This window comes from Arsukibacterium sp. (genome assembly GCF_041616895.1).
In the GTDB taxonomy this organism is placed as follows: Bacteria; Pseudomonadota; Gammaproteobacteria; order Enterobacterales; family Alteromonadaceae; genus Alishewanella.
In genome coordinates, this window is record NZ_JBFJPY010000009.1 from 1 (window position 1) to 13,840 (window position 13,840).

General features: G+C 50.1%; 12 protein-coding genes and 1 pseudogene. 4 read left to right on the forward strand and 9 right to left on the reverse strand.

The window, feature by feature from the left end:
- Nucleotides 1–267 (forward strand): annotated as a pseudogene (locus tag ABY802_RS02940) (hypothetical protein); the annotation flags it as partial.
- A gap of 183 nt (nucleotides 268–450) precedes the next feature.
- Here the strand turns inward: ABY802_RS02940 and ABY802_RS02945 are convergent.
- The 3 genes from ABY802_RS02945 to ABY802_RS02955 all read right to left on the reverse strand — a co-directional run bounded on the left by ABY802_RS02945 (nucleotide 451) and on the right by ABY802_RS02955 (nucleotide 4,172).
- Entirely contained in the window at nucleotides 451–795 is a 345-nt protein-coding gene (locus ABY802_RS02945) for a hypothetical protein (protein WP_372625515.1), read from the reverse strand.
- Nucleotides 795–1,847 (reverse strand): hypothetical protein, encoded by a 1,053-nt coding sequence (locus ABY802_RS02950; protein WP_372625516.1) that lies wholly within the window; start codon nucleotides 1,845–1,847, stop codon nucleotides 795–797. The genes ABY802_RS02945 and ABY802_RS02950 overlap by 1 nt, the downstream gene beginning before the upstream one ends.
- Before the next feature lie 87 nt (nucleotides 1,848–1,934).
- Nucleotides 1,935–4,172, reverse strand: a complete 2,238-nt coding sequence (locus ABY802_RS02955; RefSeq protein WP_372625517.1) for an exonuclease domain-containing protein — start codon at nucleotides 4,170–4,172, stop codon at nucleotides 1,935–1,937.
- Nucleotides 4,173–4,292: 120 nt separating this feature from the next.
- On the opposite strand from ABY802_RS02955, the gene ABY802_RS02960 reads away from it, so the two are divergent.
- Nucleotides 4,293–4,475 carry a hypothetical protein gene (locus ABY802_RS02960; protein WP_372625518.1) on the forward strand — a complete coding sequence of 61 codons (183 nt, stop codon included), beginning with the start codon at nucleotides 4,293–4,295 and terminating at the stop codon, nucleotides 4,473–4,475.
- A gap of 19 nt (nucleotides 4,476–4,494) precedes the next feature.
- Here ABY802_RS02960 and ABY802_RS02965 read toward each other — a convergent pair whose 3' ends face one another.
- The 3 genes from ABY802_RS02965 to ABY802_RS02975 form a co-directional block, all read right to left on the reverse strand.
- Nucleotides 4,495–7,650 carry an efflux RND transporter permease subunit gene (locus ABY802_RS02965; protein WP_372625519.1) on the reverse strand — a complete coding sequence of 1,052 codons (3,156 nt, stop codon included), beginning with the start codon at nucleotides 7,648–7,650 and terminating at the stop codon, nucleotides 4,495–4,497.
- Between the two features lie 67 nt (nucleotides 7,651–7,717).
- The gene (locus ABY802_RS02970) at nucleotides 7,718–8,818 is read right to left on the reverse strand and encodes an efflux RND transporter periplasmic adaptor subunit (RefSeq protein ID WP_372625520.1); all 1,101 of its coding nucleotides are present in this window, start codon (nucleotides 8,816–8,818) and stop codon (nucleotides 7,718–7,720) included.
- 73 nt (nucleotides 8,819–8,891) lie between these two features.
- Nucleotides 8,892–9,713: a zinc-dependent peptidase gene (locus tag ABY802_RS02975; RefSeq protein WP_372625521.1), complete on the reverse strand. Its 822-nt coding sequence runs from the start codon at nucleotides 9,711–9,713 to the stop codon at nucleotides 8,892–8,894.
- A gap of 113 nt (nucleotides 9,714–9,826) precedes the next feature.
- On the opposite strand from ABY802_RS02975, the gene ABY802_RS02980 reads away from it, so the two are divergent.
- Nucleotides 9,827–10,300, forward strand: a complete 474-nt coding sequence (locus ABY802_RS02980) for a TerB family tellurite resistance protein (protein WP_372625522.1) — start codon at nucleotides 9,827–9,829, stop codon at nucleotides 10,298–10,300.
- Between the two features lie 47 nt (nucleotides 10,301–10,347).
- Here ABY802_RS02980 and ABY802_RS02985 read toward each other — a convergent pair whose 3' ends face one another.
- From ABY802_RS02985 to ABY802_RS02995, 3 genes are all read right to left on the reverse strand, one after another.
- On the reverse strand, nucleotides 10,348–10,686 hold the full coding sequence (locus ABY802_RS02985; RefSeq protein WP_372625523.1) for a hypothetical protein: 339 nt from the start codon (nucleotides 10,684–10,686) through the stop codon (nucleotides 10,348–10,350).
- Between the two features lie 177 nt (nucleotides 10,687–10,863).
- Nucleotides 10,864–12,060 carry an ABC transporter permease gene (locus tag ABY802_RS02990; protein ID WP_372625524.1) on the reverse strand — a complete coding sequence of 399 codons (1,197 nt, stop codon included), beginning with the start codon at nucleotides 12,058–12,060 and terminating at the stop codon, nucleotides 10,864–10,866.
- Complete coding sequence (locus tag ABY802_RS02995; protein ID WP_372625525.1) at nucleotides 12,057–12,986, reverse strand: ABC transporter ATP-binding protein; 930 nt, start codon at nucleotides 12,984–12,986, stop codon at nucleotides 12,057–12,059. Before ABY802_RS02995 ends, ABY802_RS02990 begins: the two co-directional genes overlap by 4 nt.
- A gap of 103 nt (nucleotides 12,987–13,089) precedes the next feature.
- On the opposite strand from ABY802_RS02995, the gene ABY802_RS03000 reads away from it, so the two are divergent.
- A complete protein-coding gene (locus ABY802_RS03000; protein WP_372625526.1) occupies nucleotides 13,090–13,833 on the forward strand; it encodes a methylamine utilization protein in 744 nt (247 codons plus the stop codon).
- Nucleotides 13,834–13,840: the final 7 nt, after the last annotated feature.

Sequence of the window (13,840 nt, forward strand, 5' to 3'; positions counted from 1 at the left end):
AAAATGGGCGAGAACGCGTTAATTCCACCAGCAGAATCGGGTATGGGCGCTGAAGATTTTGGTTTCTTTACCACAGACCCATATATTCCCAGTGTGTATTTCTCAGTAGGCGGCACGCCTGCTGAAGACTTTGCACGAGCAAAAGCAGGCGGCGCACCGGTCCCAAGCCACCATAGCCCTCAATTTAAAATTTCACCTGAACCTTCAATAAAATCAGGTGTTGAAGCAAGCGTACATGCCTTGCTTGAATTAATGCCAAAAAAATAAGCGGCAATACGTTGACTAGACCCTAATAGCATTGCTATTAGGGTTAAGCTCTGCCACTGCCTTAGCGTGGTCCTGTCGCGCCGCTCCCCCAGCTTAATTTTGATATGACCCTAATACTTAATACTTTTTTACCTCTGTCCATTCAGCCACAGTCAAAGTTAAATCGTAAGGTGTGGCGCGGCATTAGTTTGGAATAAACGGATATAGCGCTATAGCCGAAACAATCGCTAAAACTAAAGATAATTGAAACCATAGAGCGAGATAATAATCTCTCTTACGAGCAATAATTCTAATTTCTGGACCTGCAACCATAGGCGTCTTAGCAAACCACTTCGATAAAATTGCTAATGCATAAACACCAACCCTGATACCAATTCCATCCCATTCAGGCTTGCCAACTCCTTTACGCTCTAACTCGATATCTATGTAATTAACTGACAATCTTATAAAAAAAATGGTCGCTGCAAACCAATTAAGTACACAAAACCCAAAAGACAACGTTAAAACATCAAGAAAAGTTGCAGGCATTAATGCGCACCGCTCAAAGAATTTTGTTGCCACAAATAGTCCGAAAACTGTTTGCCGCCAGCATCAAAAAGTTTTGCAGAAGCTATACCTGCAACCAAGCCTCCAACAATCGCTATTACCCAGCCATAAGGCGTAGCAATTAATAGAATAGAGAGCGCTGCTGTAATCTCACTGCCAATGACAGAGCCAGCAATGACTCCGGCTCCTAACCCTGTCATTTCTCTCGCCAGCTCTTTTTGCCACTCGCCACCATCTTGCTTCACATTATAGACATGCAAAGCTCGTATTCCTGCATCAAGTGCTATTAGCTTAGAACCCACTTGATGCGCAACACGCTGAAATTGCTGTACCCGTTTAAAATTATGACTGCCCTGCAGCTTAATAGCCTCTCCGGTTTTACTTCCGCGTGCTAATCCCATAGCCCGCTTTGGGTTGTTCCAAACAGTTCCGCGACTACTGCTTTTCGCTTTATTCATCGCAAGTATCCGCTTTATTTCTCCCTGAAAGTGACGGTTAACATTGGCTTGCGCGTTGCTCACTTGTTTTGCTAGTACTTTACGTTCTGCAGCGGATGCTTTATTTAGGTAAGCCGCACGATATTGCTCTAACGCAACCTGATAGCTAACTATCTTTCCTGAAAAACCTTTTAAGCGCTTCTCAAAAGTAGTGAGCAAAGCCCCTGCTGCTGCAGGCGTTTCCTGAAGAAGCAGTTTACCTGCCGGCGTTTTCACAAAATTATTGGCCGATAATAACGCAGGTTTCAGCTGCAACTTATAAAACTCAGCCAGGGCATCAACCACTTCAGTACCAAAATCTTTATTTAAGCGGGCAATATTCCTGCGATCGCTAGCAGGCATTTGCTTTAACATTTCCAGAAAATGTAAAGCGCCTGAGTCATTAACCGCAGCGTTATCAGATTTGGTGATATAGGGCGTGCCAGCGGGTAGCAAAGGTGCGGTAGATACTGACTGTTCATCTAAAGTATGACCAGCCGGACAAGGAATAAACTCTCTGGTAACCGGATTGGTAGTAATGCAGATTTCTATGGCCATTATTCGTCCCTGAAATAAATTGTTAAATAAGAGTGAATATTAGTTATCATTTTGCATCATTGCAAGAGAAAATAAGCAGCGCTAATTTTAACGTCTGGCATTTATCATTTTAAGTAGCTCTACTGTGGCGGTGGCATCGTCCAGTGCGCGATGGTGGTTGGTTAGGTTTATATCGAATTCTTCGCACAGCTTGCCCAGGCTGTAAGATTGCAGGCCTGGGTAATAGCGGCGCATATTGACTACCGTGCATAGCTGCGGCATATCAAACGGCATTTGTAGCCGGGTAAATTCAGCTCGGATAAAGCCGTAATCGAATTTAACGTTATGGGCGACAAATACTGCGCCTTTTAAGAATTCACTGAGCTTAGGCGCAATGTCGGCAAAAGTTGGCGCATCGTTTACCATGGCGCTGTTGATCCCGGTTAAGCGGGTAATAAAAGACGGGATATAGCGCTGTGGGTTGATTAAGGTACTGAAAGTATCCAGCACCTCACCGGCCTGCACTTTTACTGCGCCTATTTCTATGACTCTATCGTTGCCGGCTTTACCGCCGGTGGTTTCGACATCCAGCACCACGTAAATGCGATTAGGGTCGATAATCCACTGCAGCTTTTCAATGCGGGCATTAAAACCGGCCTGCTGCAAGGCTAAAAGCCTGGCCAGCTGATGGCGCTGAATTTTATCGCCGGGCGCTTTTACTTCAATAAATTCCAGCTGCTGATCCTTAATCAACAGTAAATCGGGGTAACCACTGCGCTGGCGTTTAAAATCCTGCGCCATGGCGCGTAGTATGGGGGCCAAGCTACTTGTGCCATCTTTTGCGGTGCCACTGTAACTGATTAACGGTAATAGCTGCTCGGCTAAGTCGCTGTGCCAGTAAAACAGGCTATTGGCTTTGCCGTAATGGCTGGTTAAGGCTGCCAGCAACTGACTGGCAGCGCCCGGTGCGGCCAGCTGGCTAAGCTTGTGCTCTATGTCGGTTTTAAACTGCTGATAAAAGCCGCCGCTGGCTAAGTTACGGGGCCGGCGCTCAAACGGGTTATGCAGCGCACTGTCCTGATGCTCAAACAGCTCGTGCCAGAACCACAGACCAAATAACGCCAGCCACAGGTTATTCTCACCATGAAATACCCGGTAGCCTTGCGCCGTATAATGGGCCATTAAGCCCTGCTCGGCTTTGCCTAAATACAGCTCATCGATACCGATCAGTGGCGCATTGTGCAGCAATTCAGTTAAGCGGCTGCGCTGTACCCCACCATCGGGGTTAAATTTGCGCCGGTAAAAATCATCGGCAAACAGCCATTCTTCATCACAGCTGGGATCGGCCAGTAATTGCTGCAGCAGTGCTTGCGCTTCGTAGGTTTGCTGCTGTTGCATCAGTAAGCGTACCCGCCGCTCACTGGCCGGAAAGCCATTACTTAGCTGGTAAAAACTAGTAGCCAGTGCAGGTAACTTTGCCTGCTCGGCCAGTTTACCCAGCTGATAACACAGCTCGCTGCGCTTTAACTGCAAGGCTTCATCTGTATCGCCGTTTTCAGCAGCAGGCCAGGCATTTACTTCGTCAAACCATTCCTGCAGTGCAGTTTTTGCGATCTCGGGATGCTTTTTTAACTGCTTGCTAAGCTCTGCTATTGCCGGCCTGGCTTTGGCCAGCTGATACGCCAGCTGCGCCTGACTCGCTTCGGTAAAGCGTGGCTGAAACTGTTGCTTAAACTGACCACTTTGCCGGATCCCTAAATCACGCAGAGTAAATACCGATAAATTAGCCTCGATTCGGCCGAAATATAAAAAGTACAAATAGTTCAGGGCATCCTGGCGCTTTAGCGCGACATAACGTTGCGGTAATTTCCCAATCAATGCCAGCCAGTTAACTGGCAGTTTTAACGCCGCGCCCAGTAATAGCGGCTTAGTCTGGCTTTTTTTAATGGCTAAATCAGCCACCAGCGCTTTCCAATCTGCCGCTGCAAACTGGCTTTTGGCCAGTTGCACTAATTGCCACAAGGTGTCTTTGGTCAGCCGCAACCAGAAGTCGGCCACATCGTCTGCAGTTAGCGGCGCGACAAAGCCGGCTGCAGTCAGCTCGTCAAGTACCGGGCCAGTGGGGCCTACTTCAGCGTATTGCAGTTCCGTATCACTAAACACCAGGCCTTTGCGGTTAAGCATCCGCACCAGCAATTGCTGACTGCTTTCGCTCAGGGCTGCAAAATCGTGGATATAGCTCTGGCTAGCTGCAGTTAACACTGGCTGATAATGCACAGTGACAAATTGCAACAGCTCGTTGAAATGCTGCAGATAGTAACCACTGTCCAGTTCGGGTTGCGCCATTGTTGTACTCATGTCTGAAAGTTATGGCTACTCTAGCAAGTTGCAACGGGTATTAGCCAATATTGATTGCCAATGGTAAGCTTCTGCGCTTACAGAACCCGCAACCGAGGATAAATGATTATGGGTAACTTACTGACCATTCTGGTTATATTATTTATCAGCCTGTTTGTACTGGTTACCTTACTGGAAAAGTTCGGCAAAAAAACCGAAGAGCAGGATTTAAGCAAATACTCGCGCTGGATTTACCCATTGATGGCCATAATGCTGGGCGCCATGCTGATTAAACATTTCTTTATGTCCTAAGCATTGTTTTATTGTTTAGTTAGGTATTCGCGCGCCGGCGTTGCTGCCATTGCATTACCGTAACCAGTAACGCCGGTAAAAACGTCAGGGCAATTATGGTCGAGCACACTAAGCCGGTTAACACGATAATACCCACCCCCCGATACAGCTCGGTGCCCGCGCCTGGAATAAATACCAGCGGCGCCAGACCGAAAATAGTGGTGGTGGTGGACATTAAAATCGGCCGCAGCCTGACAGCCACTGCCGCACTAACCGCTTCAATAACATTGCAATCTGCCTGCTGCAAATTCTTGCGGCTTTGATCCACAATCAAAATCGGATTGTTAACCACGGTGCCCAGCAAAATTAAAAAGCCCAGCATGGTAATCATATCAAACGGCTGAGTGATCCCGGGCAGACCCAGCATGTTCAGCAGATCGCCCAGGCCATTAATTACCGCCAAACCCACTAAGCCGCCCGCCAGCCCCAGCGGCACTGTTGCCAGAATAAATAACGGATAGCCCCAGTGAGTGAATATTGCCACCAGTAATAAATAAATCAGCAACAGGGCGATGGCAAAGTTACCGCCCAGCGCTGCCTTAGTGGCATCTAATTGATCGGCAGCGCCGGAAATACTCAGGTTCACCCCAGAGGCAATGTCGCCAGCGCGCTGTAGCTGCGGCACCAGCTCGTCCTGCACCCGTGCAACCGCCGTTTCCAGTGCGACGTCTCTGGGCGGAATAATATACAAGGTAACCGTGCGCCTGCCATCTACCCGCCGTAAGCTGGCGCTGTCGGCTACTTCAACCAAATCGGCCAATGCATTTAACGGCAAAACAGCACCCTGCGGCGTTAATACCGGAGCCTGCGCCAGTTGTTGTAACGACTGCTTGGTGCCAGCGCCGCTGAACAGGAAAATATCGACTTTGTCATCCAGCATAAAAAATTCATCTACGAAGGCCCCATCACTGAGCGCCGCCACCGCAAAGCCGAAATCATTAGCGTCAAAGCCAAGCTCGGCCAACCTGTTCCAGCGCGGCCGGATCTCAATAAGCGGTTGGTCAAGTGATAACGACGAAGGATCAGAATTAAGCTGTGGGTTGTCGAACACCTCGCCGGCGGCCAGATACGCCGCTTCCGCGGTGCGGTACAAATTAGCCAGGTCAGGCCCGGAAATATCCAGCGCTACCGCCCGGGTACCGCCGTCATTACTGGAAATAATTGAGCCGCGGGCGGAGAACGCGCGCATCCCCGGATACTGGCGGAACAGCGTGGTTAAGCCATTCATCATGGCGTCGATATCCTCATCCCGGGTAGGCTCACTTAACACCCAAATTCGCCCGACCGACACGCTAAGCGAGTAATATTGTAGTGACGGTATCACCGCTTCGCCCTGTACGAATAGCTGTGGGTCGGCATTGACCGCCGCATTCAGAATGTCTCTGATTTCTTCAGCGATCAGGGTCATTTCAGATAAGTTATAACCGGGTGGTGCAATCATCTGCGAAAAGGCCTTCGGCTCTTCCCCTTCTGGCAGATACTCGGCCGGTGGCAATAATATCCAGCCTGCGCCTACCGTTAACATTAACGTCACCACTAGGGTTAGTGCCCGGCTATGAGTGCTGCTGATAAGCTTGCCAATGCTCCGTAATAACGTGCTGCTCTGGCTCTGGTCTTGCGCGTTTTGCTGCCCCGCTAACGCCGTGCCCGATCCAAAACCTAATCGGGCAATAGCGGCAGGTACCACAAAAACTGCTACCAGCATTGAGGCAATAATGGCCGAGGCAATTGCAATGGCAATATCGGAATACAGCTGGCCCGCTTCCTGCTCCACAAATAAAATAGGTGCAAACACCAGCACCGTGGTCATGGTGGAGGCCAGCACGGCCGGCCAGACTTCCTGCACCCCGCTAATGGCCGCTTCCAGCTTTTTCTTGCCACTACGCCTGGCTTGTTCAATGCTTTCCAGCACCACTATGGTGTTATCGACCGTCATACCGATGGCAAAAGCGATACCTGCCAATGAAATAACGTTAATGGTGCGATTAAACAGCAATAAGCCTAAAAACGCAGCAATGGTACAAATTGGTACCCCGATCACGGCCACCAGGGTGGCGCGCTTTGATCGCAAAAATAAATACATCACCAGGGTAGCCAGCAGTGCGCCCAGGCCAAGGTTGGTCCAGACATTACGAATAGAGCTTTGCACATAGCGTACGTCATCACTAACCAGTTTTAGCTGCAAGCCGTTGGCAGCCAGCATATCCTGATTAATCCGTTCAACTTCCGGCAGCATCGCATTTTTAATATCGATAACATTGGAGCCACTTTCCCGCCTAACCGACAAACTAAGGGTACGTTCACCGTCTGAAAACGATAAATCCCTTACTTCAAAGTGGTCCAGTTTTATTTCGGCAATGTCTTTTAGCACCACCTGACTGTCCCCGCGCTGCAAAATAATAAGGTTTTCCAGCTCGCTCAAATCTCCGAACCGGCCGACCATTCGAAGCAAATAGCGGCGTTTTCCGCTGTCAATATCACCGGCTGAGGCATCGGTATTGCGATTACGAATAGCCTGGCGTACGTCAGTCATGCTGACACCGCGCTGCGCGAGGCGCGCCGGATCAACCAGAATTTGCACCTGACGCGCCGCGCCGCCGCTTACCCCTATTTCAGACACACCGGCTACCCGCTCCATCCTTGGACGCACGTAATCTTCGGCGTAGTCCCGCACCATATCCATATCCAGCCCCAGCGGATTACCGGGCAGCGGCATTAGCCTAAAGTACATAAAAGCATTGCTGGAAAACGAGCTGCTAAACAGCCGCGGCTGGTCTACATTTTCCGGATAAGCATTAACCTGACTTAGCGCATTACTAACCCGGATCAGCGCTTCGTTAATATCCACCCCAAACGGAAACTCCAGTTCAATGGTAGCTGAGCCGGTTTCAGCCTGCGAAATCATCCGTTTCAGGTTGGGCAGATTGCGCAGGTAGCGCTCTTGTTCGATCAGAATTTCTTTTTCGACATCCTGCGGCGTCGCACCCGGCCAGCCGGTCACCACACTAATGGTTCGTACTTCCAGATCAGGGATCATTTGCACCGGTATCCGCATGGCGGCGGCAATTCCCAGCACCGCTATGATCAGAACCACTACGGCCAGAATAGTGCCGTGACGAATACCTGCTGCCAGCATAGTTGCTCCTTACTTTACCTGCTGAAGGTGAGTGTTGCGCCAGGCGCTATTATTGCTTTGGTTGCTGTTATTGGGTTGGAACAATGCTGACCTGCTGGCCGTCGCGTAAGCTCTCATTGCCCCGGATCACCACCGGCTCGCCGGTAGCCAGGCCATTACTAACTTCAATACCCTCGCCACTGCGCCGGCCCAGCTTCACCAAGCGGCGGTAAGCGGTATTGTCCTTTACGACAAACACACTAAAGCTGCCATCGGGATGGCGCAGCACGGCATCAGCGGGCACAATGACATTACTGCTGCCCTGGCTGGCCATATTAAAGGTGGCGCTGGCCGATGTGCCTGGCAACAGTTGCCAGTCTGCCTCGGGTTGCTGTAGCTGTAGCCGCACCAGAAAACTGCGGGCATCGGCATCAATTACCGGTACTCTGGCGACGATATCAGCACTAAGTTCCTGTTCAGGCCGCATATCGCTGCGCACCTTTATTTGCTGCAAATTGGTCAGGGTTTGAAAGTATTCCTGTGGCATTTGCACGTCTAAATATAGCGGGCTCAGTGCCACCAGCTCTAACACTGGCGTACCCAGGTTAACCCATTCTCCGGCGTCAGTTTGCCTGCTGGCAATAACACCAGCAAATGGGGCAATCAGAGTATGGCGTGCCAGTACCTCCTGTTGCCGGGCCAGCGCAGCCAGCGCCTGCTGATGCAGCGCTTCTGCACGAGCCTGATTTGCCTTACGCAGTGCCAACTCGGTTTGTGGAAATAACTGGCTGGCAGACAATTGTTCAGCTTCACTGACCAGACGGGCACTTTCCGCCAGCTCAGTGGCAGTAACCCTGCTGGCCGCTTGCAGTTGCTGTAGTTGCTGCTTGGCCAATGCCGGATCCAGCTCCAGTAATATCTGACCTGCCGAGACCTCATCGCCGGCGTCAACCACAACCCTGGCAACCAAGCCATCGGTGCGGGCCGATAACCTGGCATGCTGGCGGGCGGTAAGGGTGCCACTGAGAGTAAGCTGCTGACCGATATTTTGTTGCTCTGGGATGACGACACTTACCGGCGCTGCTGGCCTGGGCTGGTTTTCAGTCACTTGCTGCGCGCTGACCTTTGCTGGCAGTACCAATGTAGAAAGTGCGGCGGTAAATACTGCGACAAGTATCCAACTTCGCATAAGGCATCCTTTGCTTAAGACGTGTGCTTGTTAAGCAAAAGAGTATGGCGTAAAGCGGGCCTTAGATCACTTTTCAGTACCAACTTAGCGGGTTAAGCCGGTAAAACTGGCTCAATTGCTGATATAACGCTGGATAATGCTGCTGTAATTGCTCTGGCTGTTCGAAGAACACCTCAGAGATGACCGCAAAGAATTCAGCCGGGTTAGTGGCACCATAACCATCCAGCAAACCGCGAATGCCACTGGCAGTGTCGTGTTGTAATTGGGAAAATGCTTGCTGCATCACCGTTGACCACTGCTGATAATCGCTACTGCGGCTAAGCAGCGGGGCGCCGGTAGCAAGGCCTTTTTCCTGATCCAGCTGATGGGCAAATTCATGGATAACCACATTGCGACCATCGTCCGGCGTGGCGGCACCGTCTCTGGCATCCTGCCAGCTTAGTACCACTTTGCCCTGGCCCCACGATTCGCCGCTGAGCACCCGACGTTGCTCACGCACTACCCCGGCCGCATCAGGCGACGCCCCCCGGACAATAAACGCTGCCGGGTAAATTAAAATTTGCCGCAATTTGGGGTAATAGTAATTGGGCCGGTTTAACAGTAATAAACACGCCTGAGCAGCAATAGTGACCCGCATTTCATCAGTCACCGTAACGTCTTCACAACCAATAAATTTTTTCTCGGCAATAAAAACCTGAATATGCTTTTTAAGTTGCAGCTGCAAATCCGCTGGTAACGCCCTAAAATAAGGCATACGTTGCTTAAGTATTGCGCGCCAATGCTGTGGAAAAGGCCTGGCCTGTATTTTCTTGCGCTGGTAGCGCCGCCACGGTTCCTGCCCCAGTACAAAGGCAATAATCAGGCCGCCAAGCAGTATTACGATCAGGGTTGGCAAATTTTGGTATCCTTAACCTGCACTTGCATTAACAATCAAAACGCGTTGAACTGTCAGAATGGGGCTGCGTCTTAACCAAATCAAGCTGCGCATGCCGTCAACATGGAGTATCTATGTTTAATTTGTTTAAAAATCTGCTGGAAAAATCGAATTCAGACTGGCAAGGAAGTGGTAACACCCATAACCAGTGGCGTGAGGCAGGACTGACTGAGCAGCAGTACCTTGCGGTGGTGCTGATGCTGCAATTGTCTCATGCTGATTTCAGCTCAGAGCAACAGGAACATGATGTTGTTATGCAATATCTGCAGCAAGAGTTTGACCTAACAGCTGAGAAAGCTGAACCCGTATTTGCTGCAGCGCTGGCGCAAGCGGGTGATGCGACCTGTCTGCACGGTTTTACCACGAAGTTAAAGGATTTGCCGTATGCCGACCGGCTGGCTTTACTGGATCAATTGTGGAAAGTGGTCTTTGCAGATGGAGAGTTAGACCCTCACGAAGAAGCAATGTTGCGTAAAATTGCTGATTTGCTATTTATCCGCCACAGCGATTATATTCAGAGTAAATTAGCAGTACAGCCACCTAATTAAGCGGGTGGCTTGTTGCTCCTGGGCGGTCAGCCACGCCTCAGCAGTGCTTAGCGCTCATCTTTGTTAAGTACCTCGCCCTCAATTACCCGACTGTCACGGCTTGCAGGGCCGGAGTGATCATGACGCTGACCGTGATGTTGTTGCTGTTCAGCGTGCTGACGAGCCGCTTCTGTAAAACGTCGCATTTTTTTGCGATAACGATAAATAACAATAGGGATCACCAGCCAGCTTAGCAGCAGCATAAATAACAAAATAGCAGCTGCCACCACCAGCATGATGCCCAGCACTAACCATGCCAGTATGCGCTGCAGCAAGTTGCCACGTTGACGATGCGCGAACTGTTGCTGCCAGGCCGCAGCCTGTTGACGAAAAGAAGAATTAAACATAACCACTCCCAAAAACCTGGCGCTATGATAAAGCAAAACACCCGGACTGTCGCCGCCAGTGAGCTGAAGGCAGCATCGCGACAAGAAAAAAGCCGGCCACCTGACCTGCTGCCGCATTAGGCATAAATAGCTCCGATTGGTTCAATGACCGCCTGGCCAAACACCAGACAACCGCACTCACTCTGCCTTGTTGCTCAGCGCCCAGCCGACAATCTGGCCCCAGCTCGGCTCTTTACCATACATTTGCATGCCACGCAGAAAGATCCGACCGGCTACCCGACGCATCCACCATACTGCAGCCACCAATAACAGCAACGACAACGCAGGTTGCCACCAGGGCAAGTCAACCATCGCCATTTTTACCGGCATAGCGGCAAATGAGGTCAACGGCAGCCAGCTTAGAAAAGTCATCGCGCCGCCGGTCGGGCTGTCAATCACCAGGTAGGTAAACAGCATTGGCAGCCAGGTGATCATCATCACCGCGCCTTTACCACTGGTATTCGGATCGTCAATTGAGGCGGCAATAGCACCCATAAAACAAGCGCTTAGCAATACTCCCAGTAAAGCAAAAGGCACCAACCACGCCAGTGCCTGCCAATTTAACCAGCTAAGGTTAATGCCATCATCTTTAACCACCACGCTGACGACGATAAACACCAATAACATAACCAATGCCGAAGTCACCATTGCCTTCATTGCACTTAAGCTATGGCCCAGCACCTTGCCATCCATCCATTGCTGTGGGGTAACAATGGCAAAGAGTTGTTCGGTTACCCGTTGTTGTTTTTCGCCGGTAATACTGAGCAGTACCTGGCCAAACGCAGTGCTGAGGCCGATAAATAACAAAATCAGCACACCAAGGGCGATCATCTTTTCCGGGGTATCTTTGCCTTTAAAATTTTCATCCAGATAAGCGTACTCAACACTCACCGGTTGCTGCAGCATTTCAAGTTGGGCCGGGGTTAACTGCAACTCGGTCGCATATTGCTGGCGAAAATAATTACTGAGTTCTGTTTCAAGTTGTTGCTGCCATTTTTTGGCGGCAAGGGTATGTAATACAACCTTATGCGCTGCCGTATCTGTAGTGTTAACCGTAATGACACCATGCCAGCGCTCGTCCGCTTGCAACTGCGCCAGTTGCGCTTCAAAGGCAATAGTTGGCCGCTGAAACTGAAACTGTTCGGTATTGTTGATACTAAATTCTGCCGGTACGGCTATCCGGTATACCTGGCGGCCCTCATCGGTAAAGTAGCTCCACAGGGCAACGGCTGCCATGACTGCCATCATCAGCAGGTAAGAGATTAACTGTTGCTTCCATTTGAAAAACCGCAAAAACTCCCATTTAGCAACAATGACACTTTGTGTTGAGATCATGCTGGTTCCCTCTGCTGATGCTGCGCCATCGCCATTAAATATAACTGATGCAAGTCTGCGGTTTGCATTTCTACCTGGGTTAGCTCTAACTCGTTGACCAGCCGCTTTAAGGTGGCAGAGACGCTCTGCTCCGCCCTCAAAGTCAACAGAAACCTGTTAGCACTTAGCCCTTCGATAGCCAGCCCTGGCAGCCACTGTTGTAATTGCTCAACCTCAACGGGATCGTTACAGCTGATAGCAATTTGGCGCTGCGGCCCCGCCTGCTGCTGAATATCCGCCAGGGTGCCAGCCAGAATCGCCGCCCCCCGGGCCATCAGCAACATATGATCAGCCAGCTTTTCAACCATTGCCATCTGGTGCGCGCTTAAAATTACAGTCATCCCGCGGGCTTTTAACGCTTTAAGAAAGCCCACCACCTTTTCCTGATTAATCGGATCAAGGCCAGAGAAAGGCTCATCCAGAATGACCAGCGATGGCTGATGCAATACAGCAGCTATTAGTTGTACTTTTTGCTGATTACCTTTGGACAGCTGCTTTAACTCTTCATCACGACGATCTGTCAAGTCGAATACCTGCAGCCAGTGCGCCATTTCCTGCAGGGCTTTCTGTTTGCTCAGACCATGCAATTGCGCCAGATATAACAGGTTCTTCTCTATGCTTTTGTCTGGATATAAACCACGGTCCTCCGGTAAATAACCTAGCAAGCGGCGTGGTACATGGTCATATACCTCGTTTTGATGGCTAACCAGAATACTGCCACTATCGGGCCGGGTCATGCCAACCAACATACGGATAATGGAAGACTTACCCGCACCATTAGGTCCCAGTAAGGCAAAAATATCACCTGAGTTAATTTGGAAGCTGACTTCACGAACGGCGGCAATATCGCCATAGTCTTTACTGATATTGGTAACACTTAACTGCATAACCTGCTCACTTTTGCCTCACTCTGCTCTAATCTAACACCGCTGCACTTTAACCAGCCAGCCACAAATTGTTAGTAAATATGTTGGCGGTTGTTGATATTTTATGTTCAATTTACCTATATCGATGGCTAACGACGATTCTATTTGTCGCAAAGCCCAGACCTTGCTATGGTTATTCACAACCTTTAAAAAGCGTGCGGGTATTATGAAGTTAGCTTTTATCGCCAGCGGATTTACTTTCTCTTTGGCGCTATTCTGTAGCCAGCTCAGCGCTGCCAGTTTAACGATTAGCATTAGTAACCAGCAGCAACAGCCACTGGCCGACGCAGTGGTAGAGTTACGCTCGCAGAATACCGCGCAAATTGCGCCACAACGGATCCAGGTTGCGCAGCAGCAATTGACCTTTGTTCCCTTTGTCAGTGCAGTGCCAGCAGGCAGTATTGTGGAATTTCCTAATCTGGATAAAACCCGCCATCATGTCTATTCCTTCTCGCCAGCCAAGCAATTTGAAATTAAGTTATATGCTGACAAACCGGAAAAGCCCATTACGTTTGATACACCGGGCATTGTCGCGTTGGGATGCAATATTCATGACTATATGCAGGCGTATCTTTATATTAGTGAAAGTAATCTGGTGGCAGTGAGCAACGAAGCAGGCCAGTTGCAATGGCCAGACATTGCGCCAGGCGAGTATCAACTCTATGTCTGGCATCCATGGCAACTGGCAGAGCAACAACCCAGCACCTTAAAGGTGGTGATGCCGGAACAAACCGCTTCTGTCGCTCTGGCTATTGACCTGACGCAGCAAAAACCCCAAGCGCCACAACGTGGCTTTGGCTCCAGGTAAATTCGCT